This is a genomic window from Oerskovia paurometabola (genome assembly GCF_016907365.1).
Taxonomy (GTDB): Bacteria; Actinomycetota; Actinomycetes; order Actinomycetales; family Cellulomonadaceae; genus Oerskovia; species Oerskovia paurometabola.
Genome location: NZ_JAFBBV010000001.1, coordinates 891316 through 917243, shown reverse-complemented (window position 1 = coordinate 917243; position 25928 = coordinate 891316). Strand labels below are relative to the sequence as shown.

19 protein-coding genes and 1 pseudogene are annotated in these 25928 nt (G+C 73.4%); 7 read left to right on the top strand and 13 right to left on the bottom strand.

What is annotated here, in order from left to right:
- The first annotated feature begins 35 nt into the window (after nt 1–35).
- Nucleotides 36–1343 carry a low temperature requirement protein A gene (locus JOD48_RS04070; RefSeq protein WP_204807581.1) on the top strand — a complete coding sequence of 436 codons (1308 nt, stop codon included), beginning with the start codon at nt 36–38 and terminating at the stop codon, nt 1341–1343.
- On the opposite strand, the gene JOD48_RS04065 is transcribed toward JOD48_RS04070, so the two are convergent.
- The 7 genes and pseudogenes from JOD48_RS04065 to tmk form a co-directional block, all read right to left on the bottom strand.
- Nucleotides 1340–2029, bottom strand: coding sequence for a PAS and ANTAR domain-containing protein (locus tag JOD48_RS04065; protein WP_204807578.1), 690 nt, complete (start codon nt 2027–2029; stop codon nt 1340–1342). The genes JOD48_RS04070 and JOD48_RS04065 overlap by 4 nt on opposite strands.
- A gap of 196 nt (nt 2030–2225) precedes the next feature.
- The gene (locus JOD48_RS04060; RefSeq protein ID WP_204807576.1) at nt 2226–6806 is read right to left on the bottom strand and encodes a metallophosphoesterase; all 4581 of its coding nucleotides are present in this window, start codon (nt 6804–6806) and stop codon (nt 2226–2228) included.
- A gap of 168 nt (nt 6807–6974) precedes the next feature.
- Nucleotides 6975–7652, bottom strand: coding sequence for a histidine phosphatase family protein (locus JOD48_RS04055; protein WP_204807574.1), 678 nt, complete (start codon nt 7650–7652; stop codon nt 6975–6977).
- A 130-nt stretch (nt 7653–7782) separates the two neighbouring features.
- Nucleotides 7783–8397, bottom strand: coding sequence for a hypothetical protein (locus JOD48_RS04050; protein ID WP_204807571.1), 615 nt, complete (start codon nt 8395–8397; stop codon nt 7783–7785).
- Nucleotides 8398–8475: 78 nt separating this feature from the next.
- Nucleotides 8476–8616 carry a hypothetical protein gene (locus JOD48_RS04045; protein ID WP_191791790.1) on the bottom strand — a complete coding sequence of 47 codons (141 nt, stop codon included), beginning with the start codon at nt 8614–8616 and terminating at the stop codon, nt 8476–8478.
- Nucleotides 8613–9749: a DNA polymerase III subunit delta' gene (locus tag JOD48_RS04040; RefSeq protein ID WP_204807568.1), complete on the bottom strand. Its 1137-nt coding sequence runs from the start codon at nt 9747–9749 to the stop codon at nt 8613–8615. The genes JOD48_RS04045 and JOD48_RS04040 overlap by 4 nt, the downstream gene beginning before the upstream one ends.
- 161 nt (nt 9750–9910) lie before the next feature.
- Nucleotides 9911–10531, bottom strand: a pseudogene (gene tmk, locus JOD48_RS04035) (dTMP kinase); the annotation flags it as partial.
- Nucleotides 10532–10616: 85 nt separating this feature from the next.
- Here tmk and JOD48_RS04030 point away from each other — a divergent pair.
- Nucleotides 10617–11348, top strand: coding sequence for an HAD-IA family hydrolase (locus tag JOD48_RS04030; RefSeq protein ID WP_204807563.1), 732 nt, complete (start codon nt 10617–10619; stop codon nt 11346–11348).
- Between the two features lie 7 nt (nt 11349–11355).
- Here the strand turns inward: JOD48_RS04030 and JOD48_RS04025 are convergent, their stop codons facing one another.
- Nucleotides 11356–12453, bottom strand: coding sequence for an FUSC family protein (locus tag JOD48_RS04025; protein WP_204807560.1), 1098 nt, complete (start codon nt 12451–12453; stop codon nt 11356–11358).
- A 66-nt stretch (nt 12454–12519) separates the two neighbouring features.
- Here JOD48_RS04025 and JOD48_RS04020 point away from each other — a divergent pair, with 66 nt between their 5' ends.
- The gene (locus JOD48_RS04020; RefSeq protein ID WP_307823963.1) at nt 12520–12987 is read left to right on the top strand and encodes a GNAT family N-acetyltransferase; all 468 of its coding nucleotides are present in this window, start codon (nt 12520–12522) and stop codon (nt 12985–12987) included.
- Between the two features lies 1 nt (nt 12988).
- Here JOD48_RS04020 and JOD48_RS04015 read toward each other — a convergent pair whose 3' ends face one another.
- Nucleotides 12989–13474: a MarR family winged helix-turn-helix transcriptional regulator gene (locus tag JOD48_RS04015; RefSeq protein ID WP_204807558.1), complete on the bottom strand. Its 486-nt coding sequence runs from the start codon at nt 13472–13474 to the stop codon at nt 12989–12991.
- Between the two features lie 88 nt (nt 13475–13562).
- Here JOD48_RS04015 and JOD48_RS04010 point away from each other — a divergent pair, with 88 nt between their 5' ends.
- Nucleotides 13563–13787: a hypothetical protein gene (locus JOD48_RS04010; protein WP_204807556.1), complete on the top strand. Its 225-nt coding sequence runs from the start codon at nt 13563–13565 to the stop codon at nt 13785–13787.
- A gap of 113 nt (nt 13788–13900) precedes the next feature.
- On the opposite strand, the gene JOD48_RS04005 is transcribed toward JOD48_RS04010, so the two are convergent.
- The 3 genes from JOD48_RS04005 to JOD48_RS03995 form a co-directional block, all read right to left on the bottom strand.
- A complete protein-coding gene (locus JOD48_RS04005; RefSeq protein WP_204807553.1) occupies nt 13901–14995 on the bottom strand; it encodes a Gfo/Idh/MocA family protein in 1095 nt (364 codons plus the stop codon).
- 163 nt (nt 14996–15158) lie between these two features.
- Complete coding sequence (locus tag JOD48_RS04000; RefSeq protein WP_204807551.1) at nt 15159–16193, bottom strand: Gfo/Idh/MocA family protein; 1035 nt, start codon at nt 16191–16193, stop codon at nt 15159–15161.
- A gap of 110 nt (nt 16194–16303) precedes the next feature.
- Complete coding sequence (locus tag JOD48_RS03995) at nt 16304–17950, bottom strand: Ig-like domain-containing protein (protein WP_204807548.1); 1647 nt, start codon at nt 17948–17950, stop codon at nt 16304–16306.
- Between the two features lie 184 nt (nt 17951–18134).
- On the opposite strand from JOD48_RS03995, the gene JOD48_RS03990 reads away from it, so the two are divergent.
- The 3 genes from JOD48_RS03990 (at nt 18135) to JOD48_RS03980 (ending at nt 22846) form a co-directional block, all read left to right on the top strand.
- Nucleotides 18135–18959, top strand: a complete 825-nt coding sequence (locus tag JOD48_RS03990) for an ABC transporter ATP-binding protein (protein WP_191791800.1) — start codon at nt 18135–18137, stop codon at nt 18957–18959.
- Entirely contained in the window at nt 18959–21541 is a 2583-nt protein-coding gene (locus JOD48_RS03985) for an ABC transporter permease (protein ID WP_204807546.1), read from the top strand. Before JOD48_RS03990 ends, JOD48_RS03985 begins: the two co-directional genes overlap by 1 nt.
- A 159-nt stretch (nt 21542–21700) precedes the next feature.
- Entirely contained in the window at nt 21701–22846 is a 1146-nt protein-coding gene (locus tag JOD48_RS03980; protein WP_204807543.1) for a glycerol dehydrogenase, read from the top strand.
- Nucleotides 22847–22983: 137 nt separating this feature from the next.
- Here JOD48_RS03980 and topA read toward each other — a convergent pair whose 3' ends face one another.
- Nucleotides 22984–25791, bottom strand: a complete 2808-nt coding sequence (topA, locus tag JOD48_RS03975) for a type I DNA topoisomerase (RefSeq protein ID WP_204807540.1) — start codon at nt 25789–25791, stop codon at nt 22984–22986.
- Nucleotides 25792–25928: the final 137 nt, after the last annotated feature.

The following is a 25928-nucleotide window of genomic DNA, read 5'->3' as shown; positions in this document are numbered from 1 at the left end:
CGCCGAGGCACGTCCCGCGTGCGAGGATCGCGACCATGAGCGCCGCCCCGCCGCCCCCGGCCCCGACCGGCCCGCCGGGCTCGTGGGGCATGCGTACCGACGTCCTGCGCCACGGCCACGGCCACGACTCGGACAAGGTCGGCTACGTCGAGCTCTTCTTCGACCTCGTGTTCGTCTTCGCGGTCACCCAGCTCTCCCACTCGCTCATCGCGCACCCCGACGGCACGACCCTGGTCCAGACTCTCGTGCTGGGGGCCGCGGTCTGGTACCTGTGGATCGACACGACGTGGGTCACGAACTGGCTCGATCCCGAACGCACGCCCGTACGGACGCTGCTGATCGTGCTCATGCTGCTGGGGCTGCTCATGTCGAGCGCGATCCCCGAGGCGTTCGGCGACAAGGCGCTGCTGTTCGCGGGGACGTTCGTCGCGATCCAGGTGGGGCGCTCGGCGTGGACGGCGTTCGCGCTCCACCGGCACTGGCCGGAGAACGGCACGAACTTCGTGCGCATCACGGTGTGGCAGGTGTCCTCGGGCGTCCTGTGGATCGCGGGCGCCCTCGTCCCCGACGGCTCGTGGCGCATGCTCCTGTGGGTCGCGGCGGTGCTCGTCGACTACGCGGGTCCGCGCGCGCTGTTCAGGGTCCCCGTGCTGGGGCCGACCGACCCCGCGACGTGGGTCGTGCGCGGCGGGCACATGGCCGAGCGCGTGGGGCTGTTCATCATCATCAGCCTGGGCGAGTCGATCATCGTCACCGGGACGGCGTTCGGGGAGCTCGAGCTGACGGGAACGGTGCTCCTCGCGTTCCTCGCCGCCTTCGCGTCGACGGTCCTCATGTGGCTGCTGTACTTCGACCGCTCCGAGCGGCGTGCGACGGCGTTCTTCGCGGGCTCGGACTCGCCCGGCATGATCGCGCAGACGGCGTACACGTACGTCCCGTACCTGCTCGTGGTCGGGATCGTGCTCACCGCCGTCGCGGACGAGATCGTGCTGCTGCACCCCCTGGGCCACGAGGACGCGGGGCACTCCGACCCGTGGACCGCCGGGCTGATCTGCGGCGCGGGCATGGTCTACCTCGTGGGGAACACGTTGTTCCGGCGCGCGACGGGCGGGTCGTGGTCGGTGCCGCACGTCGCAGGCGTCCTCGCGCTGGGCCTGCTCTACCTCTCGTACCCCGTGCTGTCGCCGCTCGCGATCAACTGGGTCTCGAACGGTGTGCTGCTCGCGGTCATCCTGGGGGACGTCGGCCTCTCGCGGCGCGCGTCCACCGACGAGGGGCGTTCGCCCACCGCCGGAGGGGGCACGCTCTCCGCCGGAGACAGCCCGACGGCGGAGCGCCCCTAGCCCACCTGGCTCGCCGGCGACGGTGGCCGGGGCGTCTCGAAGAAGTGGTCCAGGTCCTCCCGCGTGAGCGACGCCCCGTCGTGATCGCCCGCGAGGCTCCCGAGCAGGCGCGCCGCCAGCTCACGGACGGGTTCGTTGGTGACCGACGAGTGGTGCCGGAGCACCTCGAACGCCTCGTCGTCGTCGAGGCCGTAGACGACCATGAGTGCGCCCTTGGCCTGCTCGATCGTCGCCCTACGGGCCGCGGACGCCGAGACCGCGCGGGTCGCGTGCGCCTGGGCGAAGGCCTCCTGCGAGTCGGTGAGGTCCATGAAGTAGCCCGCGACCTGCGTGACCTCACCGGTCTCCGGGTCGACGTCGCCCTGGCCGACCACCCCGAGGATCCGGGTCCTCCCGGTGGCGTCGACGATCCGGTACATGCAGCTGAACGGGTCGCCGGTGCGCGTGACGTCGGCGAGGACGCCGGCCACCCGGGTCACGTCGTCGGGGTGCTTGTGGGCGAGCATGAGCTGGGTGGTCGGGACGACCTCGTGGGGCGCGAAGCCGTGCATCTCGAACAGCTCGTCGGACCACCACCACCGGCCGGCGGGCACGTCGAGCGTGTACCGCGCGACGGGCTGCCGCCCTCCTGCCAGGAGGGCCGCCACGAGCCCTTGGTCCTTCTCGTCCTTCGTGTCCTGTGCCATCGCGTCGACGCTCCCCAGTGCACCCCTGCGGGCTGCCCTCCCCCAGAGTCCCATCTTTCCGATGGTAGGCACGCCGGGTCGGGGCGCAACAGGTCGCGGCCCCCGCGCTCGTGCGGGTCCCTACCCTGCCCCGACGGCCCGACGGCGCCGCTCCCCTGAGAAGGCGAGCGGCGCCGTCGGGCGTGGGCGTGGTGGGCTACTGCCCGCCGTCGCCCGCCCCGCTCGCGGTGGCGCGGGCCGTGCGGCGGTTGCGCGCGACGAGCGCGCTGCCGCCCGCGACGAGCAGCAGCGCGAGCCCGACGAGAAGGCCCGCCTGGGTCCCGGTCGCGGGAAGACGGGAACCGAGGCCCGTGTCGGCGCCCCCACCGGCGCCGGCTCCCGTGCCCGGGTCGGTCGTCGAGCCCCCGGGCCCTGCACCGCCCGTACCACCCGTGCCACCCGTCGAACCGCCGTCGCCGCCCGGGGTGACCTCGGCGAAGTTCACCAGGTACACCTCGGAGGAGTCGGTGCCGCCGTACGGGTCGGCGGTCACGACGTACCAGCCGTGCTCGCCCGCGCCGGGGCGCTGCCACGTCGCGGACAGCTCGGTGCCGCTCTCGACGTCGTCGAACTCGGCGATGGACCGCGTCATGAGCACCTCGGCCGTGAAGCCGTCCGACGTGAGGGTCTTGGTCCGCGGCTCGATGCCGAGCGCCGCGTACGGGATCACGAAGTCCTGGTGCTCGGGCGCGAGCGACGGGTCGTCGGACCCGTACCGGTCGAGGTACGGCGAGTACGTCCGGGCGTGGATCGTCCGCCCCTGGTTGTCGAACTGGAGCAGGCGCAGGAACGACTGGCCGCCCTCGGGGAGACCCTGGTAGTCGAAGAGGATCTGGTGGACCGAGCGGTCGGTCACGCCGTCACCGTCGTCGTCGAACGCGTCGACGCGCGTGAACGCGTCGTGGTAGTGGCCGGAGAAGACCATCTTGACGTTCGGGTTGGTCGCCACGACCTCGTCGTAGATGCGCTGCGGCACGGGTCCCAGGCCACCGGTCGTGAGCATGTACTCGTGCAGGTTGATGATCGCCTCGCGCTCGGGGTAGCGCGCGAGGACCTCGTTCATCCACGCGATCTCGTCGTCGCCCGGTCCCCAGCCCATGTAGAGCATGAGGAAGTCGATGCCGCCCGCGGTGACCAGGTCGTAGTGCCCGCGGTTGTCCTGGTACGAGCCGCCGTACCAGGGGTTGGCCGCGTAGCGGGCCTCGCCGAAGAGCTGCGAGTACGGCCCGTAGTCGATCTCCTTGTGGCCCACGTCGTGGTTGCCCGCGAGCACCCCGTAGGGCAGGCCGGCGTCGTCGAGCATCGAATAGGCAGCGTCCGCGTTGGCCCACTGGTGGGGCTGGGTGTGGTTGTCCACGATGTCGCCCGTGTGGAACACGTACTGGAGGTTGGTCGCCTCGCGCTGGTCCAGGAAGTAGTCGTGGATGTCGAGCTGCCGGTCGTAGTAGGAGTCGTTGTAGTACTGGGTGTCGGACTCCCAGCCGAGCGTGAAGTCGTACGACGATCGCGGCGTGTCCTCGGGGTGGTTCGGGGTCACGGGCGTCTGGCGCGTCGAGAGGTCCTCGCCCGCGAAGCCCTCGGAGTGCTGCACGAGCACCGTGAGGACGCCGTCGCGCGCGTGGTCCTTCGCGGGGACGGTCGCGGCGAGGGTGAATGCCTCGGGCCCGGTCGCCCCGGCCGCGGTGACGTGCCGGTCGACCTCGTCCCAGTCGCCCGTCGCAGTGTTGAGCACGTACAGGAGCACCTTGGCGTCGGCGTTGGCCGACCCGTCCCACGTGAGGCGGGTCGCGTAGTCCTCGCCCGCGTCCTCGGGGATCGTGACCTGGTAGGTCCGGTAGGGGAACTCCGCGTCCGAGGACGTGGTCGCGCCGTCTGCTCGTGCCGGGTCGCCGACGCGCACGCCCGGACCGGGACGGGCGAGCGCGGTGTCGGCGGCGACGCGCGTCGTGCCCGACGACGTCACGACCGCCGCGTCCTCGTCGTCGAGCCGGTAGCCCTCGCGGAACGAGACGTCGAGACGGTCGCCGCTCGGGTCGGTGACCTTGGCGCGTAGCTCGACCTCGTCGCCCTCGACCGTCGTGCCGCCCGCGGGCGAGACGGCCTCGGAGCCGGGGTTCTCGACGGGGGTCGTGAAGGTCACGGTCCGCTCGCTCCGGTTCCCGACGGCGTCGCGCGCCGTCAGCGCGAAGGTGTGCTCGCCGTCGGGCAGGACGAGCGAGGACGTCGCGTACGGGAGGGTGACGGCCTGGCCGTCGAGCGTCGCGGTGAGCGACGCGAGCCCCGAGCCCGCGTCCGTCGCGGACGCGTCGAGCGTGAACTCGCCGCGGTAGTCCGTGCCGTCCACGGCGTCGGTCGTGATGACCGGGCTCGTGTTGTCCACGAGCACGGTGGCCCGCGCGGAGTCGGTACCGTCCGTCGCGGCGACCGTGTGCTCGCCGTCGGCCGCGGCCGTGGTGTCCCAGGAGTGCGACACCGCGGTGAAGGCGTCGTCCGGGAGCGTGAAGCGGGCGTCGAAGAAGTCGAGCTTGCCGGCGCTGTCACCCATCTGGAGGACCCTGGTCGGGTCATCGTACCCGGCGGGGCGCAGCGTACGGCCGTCGGGCAGGACCAGGCGAAGGTTCTTGATCTGGAAGTCGTCGTTGTTCTCGTCGGGGTCGATCTCCGGTGCCGCCTTGGTGCCTGCGTAGACGCTCACGACGAGCTCGTCGCCCTGGCGCACCATGCGCAGCGGCACGTCGGTCGCGATCGTCTCGTAGCCCTCGTAGATGCCGTCGTCGAAGATGTTCAGCACCTCGCCGCCCGACAGCACGCCGTTGCGGAAGAAGGTGTTGACGCCACCGGCCTCGAACGCGAAGACGGGCTCGTCCTCGAGCGCGGGGGCGACGGGGGTGGCTCTCGTGCCGTCGATCGTGAGCGACAGCGGGCTCGGGTACGTGTCGCCCGCGGCCGCGACAGGCGTCGTGCCCGTGACGAACTCGCCCTCGGCCACGCTCAGGCGCACGGGCGCCGTGTCGACGCCTGTGATCTCGATCCGGCGCGGGGCCGTGCGGGTCTCGTGCGTGCCGTCCGAGGCGACGAGCACGTACTCGTACCAGCGCTTGCCCGTGAGGTCGGCCGGGTGGATCGCGTGCCGGAAGGCGGTCCGGGCACCGGAGCCGTCGGCCGCGAGGCCCGCCGCCAGGTCGATCCGCTGGTAGTCGGCGTCGACGTCGCTGCGCAGCAGCAGGCGCACCGAGCGCACCTGGACGTCGTCGGTCACGGTCGCCTCGATCGCGAGCTCGTCGGCCGGGTCGACCTGCGCCGGGGTGGCGTCCTCGACCGTCGGCGCGGCCGTGTCGGCCGGGACCTCGACGGGCGCGGCGGGCTTCTGCGCGGCGGAGACCGCGCCGGGCGTCGCGGCGCTCACGCCGATCTTGCGCTGGACCATGGCGTCGGCCGCGTCGGCCGCGTACTGGATGCCCTGGTCCGCGACCGGGTCCTTGGCGCCGCCCAGGTTGTAGTAGGCGCGGTTGAGCGCGAAGCCCGTGCGGGTCGTGATCTCCAGCCCGCGGGGCGAGGCGTTGGCCATGCCGCCCGAGTGGATCTCCAGGAGATCGGTCCCGGCCACGAGGTGCGTACCGAACTTCGCGTTGAAGTCGGCCCCGGTCAGGTGGTCGTTCTGGCCGTTCTTGACCCACAGCACGAGCGTCCCGCCCGCGGGCACGACGACGTCGCCCGGCACGGCCGGCCACTCCACGACCTGGCTGTTGGTCAGGTCGTCGAGCGGGTAGAGGTAGTTCAGCGTGTAGTCGTCGAAGTCCACGGGGGTGCTCGACGCGTTGTACAGCTCGACGAACTCGTAGCCGTCCCCCGTCCCGACGTTGGACGAGTCGGGCAGCAGCTCCGTCACCTGGAGGTGCGCGCCGTTCCCCGGCGCGGGCTCGGTCGTGGGCGGGTCGGTCGGTGTCTCGCTCGGGCCGGGCGTGGGCTCGGTCGGCTCGGTCGGCTGGTCCGTCGGCTCGGGGCTGGGCTCCGGGTCGGGAGTGACGGGCGGGACGAGCGCCTCGGGCGCGACGACCCCCGGTGACGGGACGCCCTTCGCCTCGAGCAGCACCGCGGACGCCGCACCCGTGGCCGGCACCTGGAAGTGCGCCGTGCGCCCGGCCGCGACGGACCCGGCCGGGTAGAACGACCAGGTGGGGGACGCGCCGTCGGGCCCGAGGACGCGGATGCCGCGGTCCCCGCCGTTGGCCATGCCCGCGTGGCCGCTCACGCGCACGAGCCGGTAGTCGCTCGCGGTCGCGCCCGCGGCGGCGTAGTGGTCGCGGAAGTCCTGCTCGGTGCGGACCGAGGTGTCGACGTTGCCCGACGTGTAGTCGAGCCACAGGACCACGGCCTGCCCGGCCGGCACGACCGTGCCCGCCGGGATGCTGAGCGGCACGTCGCGCGAACGGTCGTCCGAGTCGGCGTACGTGTACGCGAGCCCGATGCCCGCGGCCGTCAGGTCCACCGGCGCGTCCGAGCGGTTGAAGAGCTCGACGTACTCGAAGTCGTCGACGCCGGTGTTGTCCGGGGCGAGCTCGGAGACGAAGAGGGGGAACGGTGTGCTCGCGGCGGCCTGGTGCAGAGCCGTCGGTGCCGCGGATGCCGCGGGCGCTGTCGGCGCGCCGGCCGTCGCGACGGCCGCGGTGCCGACGGCCGTGGTGAGGCCGATCGACACCACGGCGACGCAGCCGGCGAGTCGTCTGGTCAGGGACATGCGGGTTCCTCCGGTCTTTCCCGGTCGTGGGGGTTCCGCTGGACCGTAGGAAACCGGTGTGAACCGGAGGTGGCCCGACATGTCGGGTACCTGAACGTCGGATGACCTGGGCACCCGTTCCGGGGCAGGAGTGACGCACGCCTCACCGGGCGAGGCGCCCGGCGGACCTCAGGCGGACAGCGGCGCCACGGCCGGGGCCGCCAGTGACACGGCGACCGCCCCGTGCCCGGCGACGTCGACCCCCACGGCGACCACGCGCGCGACGCCGCCCGAGACCTCGACCGTCGAGACCGAGGCGTTGGGCAGCGCGACGAGCCCGACCGGGTCGATCGTCGCGAGCATCGCGCCGAGCGTCAGCCCGTGGCCCACGACGAGCACGTGCTCGTCACGGACCGCGCCCGGGCCGGCCGCATCGTCGTGCGCCGCGACGATCCGACCGAGGACCGCCCGCACGCGCGCCATGAACTCCGCACCAGGCTCTCCTCCGCCGATGCCCGGGTGGGTGCCGGCGAGCACAGCGGGCACGAGGGTGCTCCACGGCACGACCGCGTCGAGCTCGCGCTCGGGCCGTCGCTCGAACGTCCCGAAGGACAGCTCGCGCAGGTCCTCGTCGACCGTGAGCGTGAGCTCGGGGTGGTGGCGCAGGATCTCGATCGCCGTGAGCACGGCGCGCCCTTGGGGCGAGGAGTAGGCGGCAGCGAAGTCGTGGCGCGAGAGGTGCTGCGCCGTGACGCGCACCCCCGCTCGGCCCGTCCGCGTGAGCGGCGAGTCGCACGCGCCCTGCAGATGGCGGCGGGCGTTGAGGACGGTCTGGCCGTGGCGGACGAGCGTCAGTGTGAGGGTCATCGTCGAAGTGCCCTTTCCGGTGGTCCGGTGCGTTGTCGCTCGCGACGCTAGCCCCGGCGTCCGGCGCCACGGTGTCCCCGGCGGGGCGCCCGCACGACGATCGGGTGAACGTCGCGCGGCTCCCGGAGCGTCAGTCGCGTCCCCGACGCGACGCCTTTCGCAGCGCCGGGACGACGAACGTCACGCCGATCCCCGCGACGATCCACCCCCAGCCGAGGTCCGGGTAGGCCGGGGCGAGGAGGTCCGAGAGCCCGGCGTCGGCGAGGCGCACGAGCGTCCCCTGCTCCTGGGCGAGCGCGGGCACGACGCCCACCGCGACGAGCGCGATGCCGAGCCACCGGGCCGTCGCCGTGCCGTCCAGGACCGCGCGCGCACCTCGCGGGCCGCGCCGGGCGAGCAGGTAGGTGAGGAAGAGTGCCACACCGACCAGCGCGAACAACGCGATCAGGTCGATCTTGTCCAGGGGGCGGTGGAGGTAGACGTCGGTCATCGGCAGGGCCTGGCCCAGGACGGTCGTCGCGCCCGAGCCGTAGAGCGCGGTCTCCGAGGCCGTGACGACCGCGCCGGCATCGACCACGCGCACGTCGACGAGCCCGAGCGGCCGGGTGAAGCCGTTGACGAGGTGGATCAGCGCGAGGCCCCCGGCGATCGCCGCGCCCGTCAGGGCGAGCGCACCAGCCTTGCTCTCGTCGCGGGCGCGGGCCTCGCGCCGGTCGGACGTCCTGGGGGGAGCACTGTCGGCCATGGTCTCGCTTCCGTCGCGGGGCGGGTCGCCACATCCTCCCGGAGGGCCGGGGCTGCGTCCAGCCCCGGCCGATGCGCCTCAGTGCGTCGCGGGGGCGGGCCAGGACGCGCAGACCAGCCCCGCAGGCACACCGTCCGTCGAGTACGGCGCGCCGACGAGCAGCGAGAGCGCCAGCGTCCGCAGCCCCTCTGCCGGTGCCGGACCGGCGGGCCCGCTCATCCCTGCGGGCGCAGCGCGATCGCCATGGCCTCGAGCGCGAGCAGCGGCGCCACGTTGCCGCCGAGCCGCTCGCGCGCCACGCCGATCGCGTCCATGCGACGCACGGTCTGCTCGGGCGTCGAGTCCTCCGCGAGCGCCTGCACGGTCTCCGCGAGCTCGGCGTTGACGAGGTCGACCTGCGCGCCGAGCTGGACCACGAGCACGTCGCGATAGAGCGAGAGCAGGTCCAGCATCGAGCGGTCCAGGACGTCGCGCTGGTGACGGGTCGCGCGACGCTTCTGGTCCTTCTCGAGGTCGGTGAGCTGGGACCGGAGCCGGGGCGGCATGGTGCCGCCCGCCTCGACGCCCAGGGCGCGCAGGAGCTCGGCCTTCTCGATCGCGTCGCGCTCCTCGGTCGCGGCCTTGGCCTCCGCCTGCGCGACCTCGACGAGCTCGCCCGCGGCGACCACGGCGTCCCCCACGCCACGGATCCGGCGCGCGAGGGACAGCACCGACGACCTGCGCTCGCGCGCCTTGCCGTCCCGGGCCAGGCGCCGGGCGAGGCCGATGTGGCTCTGGGCGGCACGCGCCGCGGCCTCGGCGACGACCGGGTCGACGCCGTCCCGTGCGACGAGCAGCCGTGCGACGGCCTCGACCGGCGGGACCCGCAGGGCGACCCCGCGACAGCGGGACCGGATCGTCACCAGGACGTCCTGCGGGCTGGGCGCGCACAGGATCCAGACCGTGCGGGGCGGCGGCTCCTCGATGGCCTTGAGCAGGACGTTCGTGGTCCGCTCGGCCATGCGGTCGGCGTCCTCGACGATGATGACGCGCCAGCGACCCTGCGACGGGCGGCGGCTCGCGACGCCGACGAGGTCACGGACCTCGTCGATCGTGATCGTCACCTTCTCCGTCGCGACGATCTTCACGTCGGCGTGCGTGCCCGCGAGCGTGGTCGTGCACGCCTGGCACACCCCGCACCCGCCCTGCTCGCACTGCAGCGCGGCCGCGAACGCCCGGGCCGCGTTGGACCGGCCCGAGCCGGGCGGGCCGGTCAGGAGCCAGCCGTGCGTCATGGCCGCCGGGTCGGTCGCCGCGGCCGAGAGCATCTCGACCGCGTGCTCCTGCCCGACGACGTCGTCCCAGACCGTCACGGCGCGGCCGTCTCGGCGGCGGGACCGGGCGTCGGGTGCGTCACGGGACGCGTGACCGGCAGGTCCGCGAGGTCGGGTGCGTAGCCGATCGCGGAGTCGGAGTCGTCGAACCCGTCGTCGGGCAGCGCCTCCACGGTGTCCTCGGCCTCCTCGACCACGGGCGTGAGCTCGAGCCGGGCCGCGAGGTCCACCCGGATCTGTGCCTGGATGTCGTCGATCGACGCGGTCGCGTCGATCACGACCCACCGCTCGGGGTCCGCCGCGGCGCGCGAGAGGAACGCCTCGCGGGTGCGGCGGTGGAAGTCGATCCCCGCGCTCTCCAGACGGTCGGGCTTCCCCTGGAGCCTCTCGGCCGCGACCGCGGGGTCGAGGTCCAGCAGGACTGTCACGTGCGGCATGAGCCCCTGCACGGCCCACAGCGAGATGAGCTCGACCTCGTCGACGCCCAGCTCACGGCCACCCGACTGGTAGGCGACCGACGAGTCGAGGTAGCGGTCCGTGACGACCACGGCGCCGCGCTCGAGCGCGGGCCGGACCAGGTGCGCGACGTGGTGCGCGCGGTCCGCCGCGTAGATGAGGGCCTCGGTGCGGGCGTCCATGTCCCGGCCGTGCAGCACGGCCTGTCGCAGCTCGACGCCCAGCTCGGTGCCGCCGGGCTCGCGGGTCAGCACGACCTCGCGGCCGGTCAGCTCGCCCAGCCACTCCCCCAGGAGTCGGGACTGGGTGGACTTGCCGACGGCGTCGCCGCCCTCGAACGAGATGAAGTAACCGGGTGTGCTCACGCGCCCACGATAGTCGGGCCACCCGACAAGGGAAGGTCGCACGGCACGGGACGGGCCGCGCGACACGGCCGGTAGCCTCGGTGGCATGTCCGTCCTCCCCGTACCCGGTCCTGGCCTCCCCGACTCCCCCGCGCTCCCGAGCCCGGGCGTCGCGTTCGCGGGGCGCACGTTCGACGCGATCCTGTTCGACATGGACGGCACCCTGATCGACTCGGTGCCCGCGGTCGACCGGAACTGGCGCCGCTGGGCGCACGAGTACGGCCTGCCGGACGCGGACACGTTCCAGATCGAGCACGGCACCCCGGCGAGGACGTTCATCGCACGCCTCCTGCCCGCCGACCTGGTCGAGGAGGCGTACCACCGCATCCACGACCTCGAGCTCCACGACACCGAGGGCGTGCGCATCCTCCCGGGCACGGTCGACGCGTTCGCGTCGCTGCCCGCGACGCGCCAGGCCATCGTCACGTCGTGCACGCGCCCGCTCGCGGCGGCGCGCATCGGGGCGTCAGGCCTGGTGCCACCCGCGGTCGTGGTCACGGCCGACGACGTCACGCACGGCAAGCCCGACCCGGACCCGTTCCTGCTGGGCGCCGAGCGGCTCGGCGTCGACCCGTCGCGCTGCCTCGTGGTCGAGGACGCGCCCGCCGGGGTCGCCGCGGGCCGGGCCGCGGGGTGCGCGGTGCTCGTCGTCGAGGGCACGCACACGCTCGCCCAGCTCGCGCAGGCCCCCGTGGCTCCCGACGCCGGGGCGAGCGGTCTCGACACGGTGCGCTTCGCCGTCGGGCAGGACGGGTCGATCAGCGTGACCGACGCCTGACGGGGACCTACTCCTCGCCCAGCGCCGCGACCCCGCGCCGGATCGCGAGCACGGTCGCCCCCGCGACGAAGTAGTCCTCGTCCGAGCCGCTGCGCACGTCGCGCACGGCGCGTCGCAGCCGCTCGGTCGTGTCCCGGACGCGGTCGAGCGCCTCGGGTTCCGCGAGCGCCCCGACCGTGGACCGCACGGCATCCGCGTACGCACGCAGGGCATCGCGCACGAGGGGTCGCAGGGACTCGCCGAACGCGAGGTCGTCGAGGTCCTGCCTCTCCCACCCGGTGACGAGGCGCGTCAGGTCCCCGACGACCGACGACGTGACGCCCAGCGCTGCTGCCTGGGAGCCCTGCGCCCGGGTCGCCTCGGCGTACCGGCGGGCCCGGCGGTTGATGCGTGCCGCCTCGCGCGCCTGCTCGGCCGACCGCTGCGACCGGTCGACCACCGGACCGAGGAGCAGACGCCGGTCGTCCCACTCCTCGGGAGAGGGCGCGACGTCGCTGTCGAGCCCGTCGGCGAGGTGGTCGAGCTGGTCCGCGAGCGCGCTCCTGAGGCGGTCGAGCTCGACGTCGGACGCCGCGAGCGGCAGCGGCGGGAACAGCAGGTTGATCCCGATCCCCACGAGCGACCCGACCAGGACGAGCCCGATGTACGCCCCCATGTACCCGACCTTGTCCGCGTTCCCGATGATCAGGACGAACAGCGCCGAGGTCACGGCCCACGACCCCATGTCTCCCAGGAGCCCCCACCCCGCGACAAGGATCGCGACGGCGACGACGAGCGCGATCGACAGGGCGCTGGGCGCGAGCACCAGGTCCGCACCACGGGCCACGAGCGCCCCGACGACGATCGCACCGACCGCCTGGAAGGACTCCCGGACGGACCGGGCCACGGTGCTCGTGGTCGCGACGACGGCACCGAGCGGCGCGTAGTACGGGTAGTCGGAGAAGGGCTGCGGCAGGACGATCCCGACGACCCACGCGACGGCGGCGGCCACGGCGCCGCGCAGTGCCATGGCCCACCGGGGGTGCAGGTGCCACTGCCGGAGCGCGCCGGCGGCCAGGCCGCGCGCTCGGGCCGTTCGTGGGTGGGAGACGCTGGGAGAACTCATCGCGCCACCCTAGGCACGGCTGGGACGCGCCCGCAGAGGCGGGCTCCGGGTGGGTACGGTGTCGCCGTGACGACGACCTGGCGGGTGCGCCCCGTCCTCCTCGACGACGAGCACGAGTGGCTCGACCTGTACGCGGGCTACCGCGCGTTCTACGAGCTGCCCGCGGACGCGGCGCGGGACGCCCTGGTCTGGTCCTGGCTGCACGACGGCGCCTCGGGGGTCCGCGGCCTGGTCGCCACGGACGGGACGCGCCTGGGCGGCTTCGCGGTGCTGCGGACGTTCGAGCGCCCGCTCGACGGCTCGCACGGGTGCTGGCTCGACGACCTGTTCGTCGCCGAGGCGGCGCGTGGTGCCGGGGTCGGGCGCCTGCTGCTCGGGGCCGTCGGGGTGCATGCCGGGGACCTCGGGGCGAGCGTCGTGCGCTGGATCACGGACCCGGCGAACGCGACGGCGCGGCGGCTCTACGACTCGGTCGCGACCGCGACCCCGTGGGTCACGTACGACATGTCGCCGGGGACGGTCGCGGGGACCTGAGCTAGATGACGCCCGCGCGCAGCGCGGCGGACACGACCTTGGAGGCCGCGGCGTGGACCTCCACGAGCTCGTCGAGCGTCAGCCCCGTCGCGGCGGTGATCGCGGGCGGCACCTTCTCGGCCTGCGCGCGGAGCTCGCGCCCGGCCGGGGTCAGCGTGACGTCGACGACGCGACCGTCGTGCTCGTTGCGCGAGCGCGTGAGGTAACCCGTGGTCTCGAGCCGCCGCACGAGCGGGGAGAGCGTGCCGGGGTCCAGGTGGAGCCGCTCGGCGAGGGACGTGGCCGTGGTGCGCTCGCCGGCCGCGGCGTCCTGCCACAGCGCGAGCATCACGAGGTACTGCGGGTGGGTCAGGCGCAGCGGCTCGAGCAGCGGCTTGTACATGGCGACCATCGCGCGGGCGCCGGCCGACAGCGCGAAGCAGACCTGGGACTCGAGCGCGAGCGGGTCGGTGCCGGGCAGCGGGGCGCTCTCGAGCGAGGTGGTCATGTCGTCATGGTAGCCAGTTCTCCCCTATGCTTGGTACACCAATCATTGGTGCACCATCGACTTGCACCGTTCGCGAGAGGAGAGGCGCATGGCCGACAAGCAGCGACGACGCCCCCTGGGCCTGCGCATGACCGAGACCTTCCTGCCGATCTTCGGCCCCGCGCAGGTCGGGAAGCAGGGCTCGCCCGGGCGCGGCGTCTCCGCGGCCGAGGCCGAGCGCGACCGCGAGCTCAAGACGCGCTTCGAGTACGTGACGGGCCCCGACGGCCGCAGCTACGTCGTCGAGCACCCGGACGAGCCGACCGCGAGCTAGCCCCGCACCCCACCCCGCCACCCCGCGGTGTCGAGAACGGGGTTGAGGTCGTTCTCACGGGCAGAACGACCTCAACCCCGTTCTCGACACCCGGGTGTCTCGACACACCCAGGTCACTCGTTCGGGTAGACCACGCCCGTCTGGCGGCGGACCTCGTCCATGGTCCGCATGACGTCGAGCGTGTCCTGCCACGTCATGCGCGGGCTCTCGGTCAGGCCGGCCGCGAGGCAGCGCGCGACCTCGGCCGCCTGGTACTGCTTGCCCTCGCCGCGGAAGCCCTCGTAGCGCCACTGCGCGCCGTCGTGCCGGATCACGCGGAACGACGTCGGGGCGTAGAACGTGCCCTCGATCTCGATGCGCCCGGCGGTCCCGGAGATCGACGCGACGTTGGGGGTCTGGGACCACAGGGTCGTCGACAGCGTGGCCATGGCCCGGCCGTAGCCGAGCGTGATGCCGAGCTGGCCGTCGACTCCCGTCTCCGTGAGCGCCCCCACCGCGGTGACCGACGACGGCGCCCCCAGGACGTCGTGCGCGAACGACACGGGGTACACGCCCAGGTCGAGCAGCGCGCCGCCCGCGAGGTCGGGCGCGTAGAGCCGGTGCTCGGGGTCGAACGGGAAGAACTGGCCGTGGTCGGCGCTCACGTTGACGATCTCGCCGATCTCACCGCGCGCGATCACCGCGCGCAGCGCCGCGACGTGCGGCAGGAACCGGGTCCACATGGCTTCCATGACGAACACGCCTGCGGCCCGCGCGGCGTCGAGGATCTCGCGCGCCTCCACCTCGTTGCGCGTGAACGCCTTCTCGACGAGGACGTGCTTGCCCGCCGCGATGGCCAGCAGCGCGTGGTCCCGGTGGTGCGAGTGCGGGGTCGCGACGTACACGACGTCGACCTGCGGGTCCTCGACGAGCTCGGTGTAGTCGGCGTGCGTCGTGTGGATGCCGTGCTCGGTCGCGAAGCGCTCGGCGCGGACGCGGTCGCGCGACCCCACGGCCACGACGCGTGCGCGCGTGTGGTCGCGCACGGCCTCGGCGAACGACCCGGCGATGTTCCCGGCGCCCAGGATCCCCCAGCGCACGGTGGGAGCGGTCCGCGGGTCGGGCACGACGCCGGAGATCACCTCGGGCAGGTCGGCGGCGGTCGCCGCGAGGTGGGGCAGGGAGGCGGGCTGGACTGTCGGTGCCGCTTCGCGGGCGTCGTTGCTCATGGGTTCACGCTAACCCCGTGAGAGCGCTGCCACGGGGTATTGCCCGAGGTGTGGTCGCGCGGCCGACGTGCCGAGGACGAGGTTCCGCGCGGTCGAACCGCCCGGCCGAGGCCGTTCGGGACGCCAGAACGACCGCAACCCCGTTCTCGGCACTGGCGAGCGATCACTCGCCCGGGTACACGACCCCCAGCTGCGCACGCGCCCGGTCCATGACCCGTATCAGGTCGAGCGTGTCCTGCCACGTCATACGCGGGCTCTCCGTGAGCCCCGCCGCGAGGCAGCGCGCGACCTCGGCCGCCTCGTACTGCTTGGCCCCGGGCGCGTACCCGTCGTAGTCGCGGCGCGCGCCGTCGGCCCAGACCACGCTGAAGGCCGTGGGCACCATGAAACGGTCGACGACCTCGATCCGCCCTCCCGTTCCCGCGATCACCAGCGACGTCGCCGACTGCGCCAGGACCGACGAGGCGAGCGTGGCCGTCGCGCGGTCCCCGTACCGCAGCACCACGGTCGACTGGGCGTCCACCCCGGTGGGAGCCAGCAGACCGACCGCCGTGACGTCGTCGGGCATGCCCAGGAGGTCCGTCGCGAACGCGAGCGGATAGATCCCGATGTCCAGCAGCGCGCCGCCCGCGAGCTCGGGCGCGAACAGGCGGTGGGACGGGTCGTACGCGGCGTTCGACCCGTAGGACGCCGTGACCGACCGGACCTCGCCGATCTCCCCCTGCGCGACCAGCGCGCGGATCGCCGCGACGTGCGGCAGGTGCCGCGTCAGCATCGCCTCCATGACGAACACGCCCGCGGCCCGCGCCGCGTCCAGGACCTCGCGTGCCTCGGCCTCGTTGCGCGTGAACGCCTTCTCCATGAGGACGGGCTTGCCCGCCGCGACCGCGAGCAACCCGTGCTCGCGGTGGTGCGAGTGCGGGGTCGCGACGTACACGACGTCGACGTCGGGGTCCGCGACGAGGGCCTCGTACGAACCGTGCACGGTCGCCGACGGCGCGTGCCGCTGCGCGAAGTCCCGTGCCCGGTGCTCGTCGCGCGAACCCACGGCCGCCACGTGCCCCTGCGTGTAGGCCCGGACCTCGTCCGCGAACGAGCCCGCGATCTTCCCCGCGCCCAGGATCCCCCAGCGCACGGGCGGGGCGTCACCCGGGTCGGGTACGGCGTCGAGCACGTTCACCACTGCGTGAGAGACCATGCGTCCACGCTACTGCGACCGGGCTGCGCCCCCCGCAGCGGCCTGGGGCGACCGGTCGATCGACCGGTCGCCCCAGGGGCCGTCGCGGGGCTGCTGCGCTCAGGCCGTCGTCAGGAGGTCGCCCCCCGACGACGCAGCGCCACGAGCGTGACCCCGGTGCCGACCAGCAGCGCGGCCGCACCGGCTGCCAGGCCGACCGTCGCGCCCGTCGTGGCGAGCGCACCACGCGCGGGCTTCTTCGTCGCCTGGGGAGTCGCCCTGACCGTCGGGGCCTTGGTCGGCGGGACGACCGCCGCAGGCGGCGTCGTGACGGGGGGAACCGTGGTGGGCGGCACCGCGGTGGGCGGCACCGGCGCGGCTGGCGGGACGGGCGGGTCCACCGGGGTGACCGGGTTGTCGAGCGCGACCTCGACCACGCCCTCCACGCCGACCGTGACCTGTGCGCCACCCTCGACCGGGGTCACGCCCTCGCCCGAGAACACGGGCTCGCCCCAGGTCACGCCGTCGATCGCGGCGGGCGAGACCTCGCTCAGCGTCACCACGGTCCCGGCGGCGAGGCCGGGGATCGTGACGGTCGCACCGTCGGTCACCGTGAGGCTGCCCGACGTCGTCGCTCCGTTCCGGTCGGTCGTGTAGTCCACGGTGAACGCGGTGCCCGCCGGGACCGACGTCGCGGCCTCGCCCGTGACGCGCTTGGTCAGGCGGAGCTCGCCGTTGCCGTCGCCGCTGCCGTCGCCACCGGCGGCCGCGTACTCGAGCACGCGCTGGTCGTCCCAGCCGGTGCTGCCCGCGACCTGGTTGGCGAACGTGTCACCGTCCTGCACACCCGCGGGCAACGACATCCGGTACGTGAAGATGTACATGCGCGAACCGTCCGTCACGGGGTCGACGAACGTCAGGTCGAACGACGAGCCGGCCACGTCCGGGGTGTAGACGTAACCGGTCCCCGGGCTGAGCCGCACCGCGCTCGAGCCGTAGTCACCGTCGTTCCAGTCGGCCAGGGGGACGTACGCGACGACGAGCGAGTCGTCGCGCATGGTCAGCCGCGAGTCGTAGGTGTCGGTCACGACCACGGGACCGCCCGCCGAGGCGGCCAGGAACTCGCTCGGCACGTAGACCTCCCAGACGGCGGTCCTGCCGTCCGTGCTGACCCAGCCGCCCTTGACGGGCTGCTCCGGGGCGGACCAGCCGCTGGCCGGGATCACGCCGCCGCCCGGTACGGGGACCTCGATCACCATCTCGTTGCCCGTCGTGAACGTGAACGTACCCCCCTCGCCGACGCTGCTGACCTGCGCGTAGAAGTACAGCGTGCCCTGGACGTTGGTCGCGGTCTCGACGTAGGGGCTGAGCGTGCACGCGAAACCGTCCTGCGTGACGTCGCACGTCCCGACGACCGCACCGGCGGGCGTCTTGAGGTCGAACGTCTGCGCGAACCCCGTCACGCGGGGAGACTGCGGGAACGCCAGGGTGAACGTGTCCCCCGCGTGCGAGCCGTCGGGCACGGCCCACGTGGCCTCGATCCGCAGCGACTGCCACAGGTGGACCTCGTCCAACGGCTGGGTGATCGTGACCGTCTTGATGGCGTCGAGCTCGGCGGCGGACGCCGTGCGGGGCATCGCGACGACGCCCACGAGCACGAGCAGGGCCGCGAGCGCCGTCGACAGCAGGCGCCACGCGAGCGTGGGGGCAGCCGTCGTGGGGGGCACGGCGAGCACCGCCGCGTGCCGGGGGGATCCGGCCTGTGTGTGGTTCGTCATGGTGGGCTCCTCGGGTGGTGCCCGGCGGGCAGGGGGGTCGAGCCGTCGGGTCGCACGGGCGGGTGGTCCGTGGTATCGGGGAGGACCACGCCACGCCGACGTCTTGACGCGAGTTCGGCCGATGTGTCGCACGTCACCCGCCCCAGGGGCCACGATGGAGACATTCCGACCGAAGGGATCTCCGATGGAGCCCACCCCGTCCTCGTCCGCCCTGCCCGCACCTCCCCGCTCCGGAACCGGTGCCGTCCCGCCGCTGCCCGCGCTGTCCCCGACCGCTCCGGACGGGACGGCCGCCTGGGCACGCGACCTCGTGAAGACCTACGGGCAGGGCGAGACGGTCGTGCGGGCCCTCGACGGCGTCGACGTCGACTTCCGCGCGGCCGAGCTCACGGCGATCATGGGGCCGTCAGGCTCGGGCAAGTCGACGCTCATGCACTGCATGGCCGGCCTGGACTCCCCGACGTCGGGCCGGGTGGTGATCGACGGGACCGAGGTGAGCCGCCTCTCGCAGCGGCGCCTCACGGGCCTGCGGCGGACCCGGATCGGGTTCGTCTTCCAGTCGTACAACCTGGTCCCCACGCTCACCGCGGCGGAGAACATCACGCTCCCGCTCGACATCGCCCGCGCCCCCGTGGACCGGGCGTGGTTCGACGAGGTCGTGGGCGCCGTGGGCCTGGGCGACCGCCTGCACCACCGTCCGGCCGAGCTCTCGGGCGGGCAGCAGCAGCGGGTCGCGTGCGCGCGAGCCCTGGTGTCGCGGCCGTCCGTGGTGTTCGCGGACGAGCCCACGGGCAACCTCGACTCGCGCTCGTCCGCGGAGGTCCTGGGCTTCCTGCGGCGCTCGGTCGACGAGCTGGGGCAGACGGTCGTCATGGTCACGCACGACCCGCGCGCGGCCTCGTACGCGCACCGGGTCCTGTTCCTCACGGACGGGCGGATCACCGCCGACCTCGCGGCCCCGACGCGGCGCGACATCCTCGACGCTCTCGGGCAGGCGGAGGAGGACTGATGCTGCGGGTCGCGCTGCGCGGGGTCCGGGCGCACCTCGTCCGCTTCCTGCTGTCGACGCTCGCGGTGATGCTCGGGGTCGCGTTCGTGGTGGGGACGTTCACGTTCCGCGCGATGCTGTCGTCGACGTTCGACGAGATCATCGCGACGACCCTCGTGGCCGACGTGTACGTGCGCGGTGCCGACGAGATCGACGACACGACGAGCGCGGGCAGCACGTTCGGGACGCCGCACTCCCCGGTCCCGGTCTCGCTCGCGGACACGGTCGCAGGGGTCGACGGCGTCGCGCGCGCCGTGCCCGACGCGTCGGGTCCGATCGTCCTGGTCGCGGCGGACGGCACGGCCGTCACGACGTCGGGACCGCCGAGCATCGGGATCGCGGTGGGCCCCGACGAGCCGACGGTGACGCTCGCGAGCGGCGCGTGGCCCGTGGGCGGCACGCAGATCGCGCTCGAGGAGAGCGCAGCCTCGGCCGCGGGGCTCGCCACGGGCGACACGACGACCGTGGTCCTGGCGGGCGCTCCCCAGCCCGTCACGGTCACGGGGGTCTTCTCGATCGAGGCGGCCGCCGCGGGCACGATCCTGGTGGGCCTCGACCCGGCGACCGCGCTCGCGACCTACGCCCCCGACGGGACGGTCCCCACGATCTCGGTCTACGCCGCCGGGGACGTGTCCGAGCAGGAGCTCGCCGAGCGCGTGGCCGAGGTCCTCCCGGCGGGCGCGGAGTCCCTCACGGGCGAGGCCGTGCGTGAGGAGGCCCGCGAGGGTGTCGAGCAGATCCTCGGGTTCATCGAGACGTTCCTGCTGGTCTTCGCGGCCATCGCGCTGTTCGTGGGGGCGTTCATCATCGCGAACACGTTCGCGATGTCGGTGCGCGAGCGCCAGCGCGAGTTCGCCCTGCTGAGGGCGCTCGGGGCCTCGCCCGCGCAGGTCTTCGCGTCGATCCTCGCGCAGGCCGTCGCGGTCGGGATCCTCGGCGCCGCGACGGGGGTCGTGCTGGGCCGGGTGCTGGTCAGCGGGCTGCGCGCGGTGTTCGGCTCGACGGGCATGGAGCTCTCGGGGCGCGTGCCGCTGAGCGCGACGTCGGTCGTGGTCGCGATCTCGCTGGGCGTCCTGGTGAGCGTGGTCGCGGCCGCGGTCCCGGGCCGCCGCGCGGCCCTCACTCCCCCGGTCCAGGCCATGCACGACGACGTCGCACCGGACCGCGGGACGGGCACCCGCGCGGTGGTCGGGCTCGTGCTGACGGTGCTCGGCGCGGGCCTGCTGGTGCTGGCCTCGCGGCTCGGGAGCTCGGCCTCGGCCGACCCGACCGGGTGGGCCCTGGTCGACGACCTCAACCCGCGGGTCCTGCTCGCGGTCGGCGCGAGCGCGGCGCTCGTGGGCGTCCTGGTCCTGTCCCCCGCGATCGCCGGCGCCGTGATCACGGTGCTCGCCGTGCCGGCCGTGGCCGCGATCCGCCCGCTGGGGCGCCTCGCGCGCGGCAACGTCACGCGCAGCCCCCGCCGCACCTCGAACACCGCGGGGGCGCTGTTGATCGGGATGGCGCTCGTGAGCGCCACCGGGGTCATCGCGGCCTCGACGCAGGCCTCGGTCCGGTCGATCGTCGACGAGCAGATGCGGGCCGACTACGTGGTCCAGGCCGCCGCCGCCACGGGCGCGCTCCCGCCGGGGGTCACCGATGCCGTGACCGGGCTCCCCGCCGTCGGGCAGGCGCTTCCCCTGCGGCTCGGGACGCTCGACGTGGACGGCGAGCCCAGCGGGGCCACGGTCGTGCCGCCCGGGTTCTTCACCGAGGCGCTCGACGCGCCCGTGGTCGAGGGCGACCCCGACCGGGCCCTCGCCGACGGCGAGGCCGTGGTGCGCCGGACCGCTGCGCGCGACCACGGCTGGGCGGTCGGCGACTCCCTGACCCTGACGAGCGACGACGGCGCCCGCACGCAGGACGTGCGCATCGGGGCGATCGTCGACACCCAGGTGATCTCGTCCGACGTGGTGCTCGCCGACGCGACCTACGCGGTCGTGGGTGCCCCCGAGATCCCGACGTACGCCGTGTACGTCACGGCCGCCCCGGGGACCTCGGCCACCGAGCTGCGCGCCGCCCTGACCGGGGCCGTCAAGCCCTTCCTCGTGGTCTCGGTGCTCGACCGCGAGGAGCTCGCCAACGCGGCCGCGGCCCAGGTGGACCAGGTCCTGGTGATCCTCTACGCGCTGCTCGGGCTGTCGATCGTCATCGCGCTGCTGGGCATCGTCAACACGCTCGCGCTGTCGATCATCGAGCGCACCCGGGAGATCGGGCTGCTGCGGGCCGTGGGGCTCGGGCGCCTCCAGCTCGCGGGCATCATCACGATCGAGTCGGTCCTGACCGCGGTCTACGGGACGGTGCTGGGAGTGCTCACGGGCATCGCGATCGCCGCTGCCCTGCCCGGGGTGCTCGCCGAGCAGGGGCTCACGAGCCTCGCGGTCCCCTGGGGGCAGGTGCTCGCGGTCCTGGGCCTCGCGGTCGTGATCGGGCTCGTCGCGAGCGTCTGGCCGGGCATCCGGGCCGCACGGCTGCCCGTGCTGGAGGCCGTCACGGTCGACTGACGCACCACGTCTCGCGTGACGGGACGACGACGGACGTCACACGGCCCCACCAGGCGCCCTGCCCTGCCCCGACATAGCGTCGAGGTGTCGGCGGTCCGCGAGGAGCGACCCTCCGCGCCGGTCCGGCGACGTCCTGTCCAGCACTCCGAGGAGGTCCCCATGTCCGAGGTCCCGATCCGCACCCTCATCAGCCCTCTGCGCTACGTGCAGTCGCGCGGCGCGCTGTCCCGGCTCGGTGAGTTCGTCGCCCCGATCGGCACCAAGCCGCTCCTGGTGGCCGACGACGTGGTCTGGGAGATCGTCGCGGACACCGTCGCCGAGTCGTTCCAGGCCGCGAACCTGCGCCGCGAGCGCGAGGGCTTCGGCACGTACGCGACCGCGGCGGCCGTCGACCACCTCGCCCGACGCATCCGCGAGACCGGCGCCGACGTGATCGTGGGCATCGGCGGCGGCAGCACGATCGACGCGGTCAAGGCCGCCGGGCACCTCGAGGGCGTCCGCTGGGTCTCGGTGCCCACCGTCGCCTCGACGGACGCGCCCTGCTCGGCGCTGTCGGTCATCTACACCGACGAGGGCGCGTTCGAGGAGTACCGCTTCTTCCCGCACAACCCCGACCTGGTCCTCGTAGACACCCAGCTCGTCGCGAACGCCCCGGTGAAGTTCCTCGTCGCGGGCATCGGCGACGCGCTCGCCACGTGGATCGAGGCCCGCGCCGTGGCCAAGGCCAACGCGACGACCATGGCGGGCGGACTGCCCCTCATCACGGGTACCGCGCTCGCCGAGCTCTCCTGGAAGATCCTGTGGGAGAACTCGCTGCCCGCGATCGAGGCCGTCAAGGAGCACCTCGTCACGCCGGCGGTCGACGCCGTGGTCGAGGCCAACACCCTGCTGTCCGGGCTGGGCTTCGAGTCGGGCGGCCTCGCAGCGGCCCACGCGATCCACAACGGGCTCACGGCCGCGCCGCAGACCCACGGCCTCACGCACGGCCAGAAGGTCAACATCGGCTCGCTCACCCAGCTCGTGCTCGAGGGGGCGCCCTCGCAGGAGATCCGCGACTTCGTCGAGTTCACGACGCGCGTCGGGCTGCCCAACACGCTCACCGAGATCGGCCTCACGACGGCCGACGTGGGCGACCTGCGCCGCGTCGCCGAGGCCGCGACCGCCCCGGGCGAGACCATCCACGCGATGCCGTTCGAGGTCCGCGTGCCCGAGCTCGTCGACGCGCTGCGCTCGATCGAGGGGCTGTCGCGCTCGATCCGCGCGGACGCGGGCCTGCCCGAACCGGTCAAGCACACGCACCACTGATCGGTCGGCCTCCCGACGAGGGAGCGAGGTAGAACGTGCTGTGCGAGGTAGTGCGCACCGCGTTCTACCTCGCACAGCACGTTCTACCTCGGCGGTCCGGCCCCCACGAGGAAGGCCCCGCCGCCGGGGCGCCGCCGCTACTTCTTCTCGGCCGTCGCCTTCTTGGCCGGGGCCTTCTTCGCGGCGGGCTTCTTGGCCGGTGCCTTGCGGGCCGGTGCCTTCTTCTTCGCCGGGCCGGCCGCGCGCTTCTCCGCGAGGAGCTCGATGGCCTTCTCCGGGGTGATGGACTCGGGCGTCAGGTCGCGCGGCAGCGTCCGGTTGGTCTCGCCGTCCGTGACGTACGCGCCGAAACGCCCGTCCTTGACCACGATGGGCTTGCCCGACGTCGGGTCGTCGCCGAGCTCGCGCAGCGGCGGGGTGGCCGTGGCTCCACGGCCGCGCTTGGGCTGCTTGTACAGCTCGAGCGCCTCCTCGAGGGTGACCGTGAACATGGCCTCCTCGGACGGGAGGGTGCGCGAGTCCGTGCCCTTCTTGAGGTACGGGCCGTACCGGCCGTTCTGCGCGGTGATCTCGACGCCCGTCTCCGGGTCCGTGCCCACGACGCGCGGCAGCGACAGCAGACGCAGGGCGTCCTCGAGCGTCACGGTGTCCAGGCTCATGTCCTTGAGCAGCGACGCCGTGCGGGGCTTGGGCAGCGCGGCCTTGGCCTTCTTGAGCGCGGCGGCCGACAGGCCTTCGTCGAACTTCGGCTCGGGGAGCTGCTCGGTCACGTACGGGCCGTAGCGTCCCGCGCGGGCCACGACCGGGTTCCCAGACTCCGGGTCGGTGCCGAGGATCCGGCCGTCGTCGGCGCCCGCGGCAAGGAGCTCGCGCGCCTTGTCGACCGTGAGCTCGTCGGGGGCCAGGTCGTCCGGGACCGAGGCCCGCGGCGGGTTCTCGCCCTCCTTGACCTCGACCGAGAGATCCTCGACGTACGGGCCGTACCGACCGACACGGAGCTGGATGCCCTCGCCGATCTGGACCGAGTTGATGTCGCGCGCGTCGATCTCGCCGAGGTCGTCCACGAGCTGGCGCAGCCCCTCGCCCTCCTCGCGGCCCGTCCCGTCCCCGAAGTAGAAACGGGTCAGCCACGCGACGCGGTCCTTGTCACCGGCCGCGATCGCGTCGAGGTCGGCCTCCATCTCCGCGGTGAAGTCGTAGTCGATGAGCCACTCGAAGTGCTCCTCCAGGAGCCGGATCACGGCGAACGCGAGCCAGCTCGGGACGAGGGCCTGACCGCGCGGCAGCACGTACCCGCGGTCCTGGACCGTCGAGATGGTCGACGCGTACGTGGACGGACGTCCGATGCCGCGCTCCTCGAGAGCCTTGATGAGGCTGGCCTCGGTGTAGCGCGGGGGTGCGGACGTCGAGTGCCCGTCGGCCGTGAGGTCGCGCCCGTCGAGCAGGTCGCCCTCGCCCATCTGGGGCAGGCGGGCGTCCTCGTCGTTGCGACGGCGGCCGGACTTCGCGGGGGTGCCGTCGGCCGTCTCCGCGCCGTCGTCGGTGCCCTCCTCGTACGCGGCGAGGAAGCCGCGGAACGTGATGACCGTGCCGGAGGCCGCGAACACGGCCTCCTTCCCGGCGACCTCTGCCTCGCTGCCCGCGACCGGCGCGGCCAGCCGCACCGACGCCGTCGAGCCCTTGGCGTCCGCCATCTGCGAGGCGACGGTGCGCTTCCAGATGAGCTCGTACAGCTTGAACTGGTCGCCGCTGATCTCACGGGCGACCTGGGCCGGGGTGCGGAACGAGTCGCCGGCGGGGCGGATGGCCTCGTGCGCCTCCTGCGCGCCCTTCGCCTTCGAGGCGTAGACGCGAGGGGAGCCCGGCACGAACTCGGGACCGTACAGCTCGGCGGCCTGGCGGCGGGCGGCGTCCGTGGCCTCGGCCGACAGCGACGGGGAGTCCGTACGCATGTAGGTGATGTAGCCGTTCTCGTACAGCGCCTGCGCGGTGCGCATGGTCTGCCGCGAGTTGAAGCGGAGCTTGCGGCTCGCCTCCTGCTGGAGGGTCGAGGTCGTGAACGGCGCGGCCGGACGGCGCGTGTACGGCTTCGTCTCGAGGCTGCGGACCGCGAAGTCGGCATCGGCAAGTCCGCCGACGACGGCGGCCGCGGCCTGCTCGCCGAGCTGGACCACGCCGTCGCGCGCCGAGGCGGGCTTGAGCTGACCGCGGTCGTCGAAGTCGCGGCCCGAGGCCACGCGCGCCCCGCCGAGCTGGACCAGGCGGGCGTCGAAGCTCTTGTCGGCGTCCTCGGCGCTGGAGTCGGCGAGCGAGAACGTGCCGGACACGTCCCAGTACTCGGCCGCGACGAACGCCATGCGCTCACGCTCGCGCTCGACGACCAGGCGCGTGGCGACCGACTGGACACGGCCCGCCGAGAGACCCTGACGGACCTTGCGCCACAGCACGGGCGAGACCTCGTAGCCGTAGAGGCGGTCGAGGATGCGGCGCGTCTCCTGGGCGTCGACCAGGTGCTCGTCGAGGTCGCGCGTGTTCTCGAGCGCACGCTCGATGGCCTCGCGCGTGATCTCGTGGAAGACCATGCGGTGCACGGGCACCTTGGGCTTGAGCTCCTCGAGCAGGTGCCACGCGATGGCCTCGCCCTCGCGGTCCTCGTCGGTCGCGAGGTAGAGCTCGTCGGCGTTCTTCAGGGCGCGCTTGAGCTCCGCGACCTTCTTCTTCTTGTCCGCGTAGACCTCGTAGTACGGCTCGAAGCCCTCGTCGACGTTGACCGCGAACTTGCCGAAGGGCCCCTTCTTCATGTCGGCGGGCAGCTCGGACGGCTGCGGGAGGTCGCGGATGTGCCCGACGCTCGACTCCACCTCGAAGTCGTCACCGAGGTAGCCCTGGATCTTGCGTGCCTTCGTGGGGGACTCCACGATGACGAGCTTGCGACCTGAGGACATCCGTTCCTGCTTTCCGTTGCTGCTGGTGTGGCTCGCGCCCGGAGCGGTCTCCGGGTGGGCCGAGGTGCTGGGGGTGGGCTACGGCGTCGGGCAGGGGCGTGGCGCTGGACCCCACCGTCTCGTTCCCACCGGCAGCC

Bases quoted from the DNA above. Each gene is read 5' to 3' on its own strand.
- JOD48_RS04055 (WP_204807574.1), bottom strand. From the start codon at position 7,652: ATGACCCTCACACTGACGCTCGTCCGCCACGGCCAGACCGTCCTCAAC.
- JOD48_RS04025 (WP_204807560.1), bottom strand. From the start codon at position 12,453: ATGAGTTCTCCCAGCGTCTCCCACCCACGAACGGCCCGAGCGCGCGGC.
- JOD48_RS04030 (WP_204807563.1), top strand. From the start codon at position 10,617: ATGTCCGTCCTCCCCGTACCCGGTCCTGGCCTCCCCGACTCCCCCGCG.
- JOD48_RS04045 (WP_191791790.1), bottom strand. From the start codon at position 8,616: ATGAGCGGGCCCGCCGGTCCGGCACCGGCAGAGGGGCTGCGGACGCTG.
- JOD48_RS04070 (WP_204807581.1), top strand. From the start codon at position 36: ATGAGCGCCGCCCCGCCGCCCCCGGCCCCGACCGGCCCGCCGGGCTCG.
- JOD48_RS03990 (WP_191791800.1), top strand. From the start codon at position 18,135: ATGGAGCCCACCCCGTCCTCGTCCGCCCTGCCCGCACCTCCCCGCTCC.
- JOD48_RS04000 (WP_204807551.1), bottom strand. From the start codon at position 16,193: ATGGTCTCTCACGCAGTGGTGAACGTGCTCGACGCCGTACCCGACCCG.
- JOD48_RS04010 (WP_204807556.1), top strand. From the start codon at position 13,563: ATGGCCGACAAGCAGCGACGACGCCCCCTGGGCCTGCGCATGACCGAG.
- JOD48_RS03995 (WP_204807548.1), bottom strand. From the start codon at position 17,950: ATGACGAACCACACACAGGCCGGATCCCCCCGGCACGCGGCGGTGCTC.
- JOD48_RS04065 (WP_204807578.1), bottom strand. From the start codon at position 2,029: ATGGCACAGGACACGAAGGACGAGAAGGACCAAGGGCTCGTGGCGGCC.
- JOD48_RS04015 (WP_204807558.1), bottom strand. From the start codon at position 13,474: ATGACCACCTCGCTCGAGAGCGCCCCGCTGCCCGGCACCGACCCGCTC.
- JOD48_RS03985 (WP_204807546.1), top strand. From the start codon at position 18,959: ATGCTGCGGGTCGCGCTGCGCGGGGTCCGGGCGCACCTCGTCCGCTTC.
- JOD48_RS04060 (WP_204807576.1), bottom strand. From the start codon at position 6,806: ATGTCCCTGACCAGACGACTCGCCGGCTGCGTCGCCGTGGTGTCGATC.
- JOD48_RS04050 (WP_204807571.1), bottom strand. From the start codon at position 8,397: ATGGCCGACAGTGCTCCCCCCAGGACGTCCGACCGGCGCGAGGCCCGC.
- JOD48_RS04005 (WP_204807553.1), bottom strand. From the start codon at position 14,995: ATGAGCAACGACGCCCGCGAAGCGGCACCGACAGTCCAGCCCGCCTCC.
- topA (WP_204807540.1), bottom strand. From the start codon at position 25,791: ATGTCCTCAGGTCGCAAGCTCGTCATCGTGGAGTCCCCCACGAAGGCA.
- JOD48_RS03980 (WP_204807543.1), top strand. From the start codon at position 21,701: ATGTCCGAGGTCCCGATCCGCACCCTCATCAGCCCTCTGCGCTACGTG.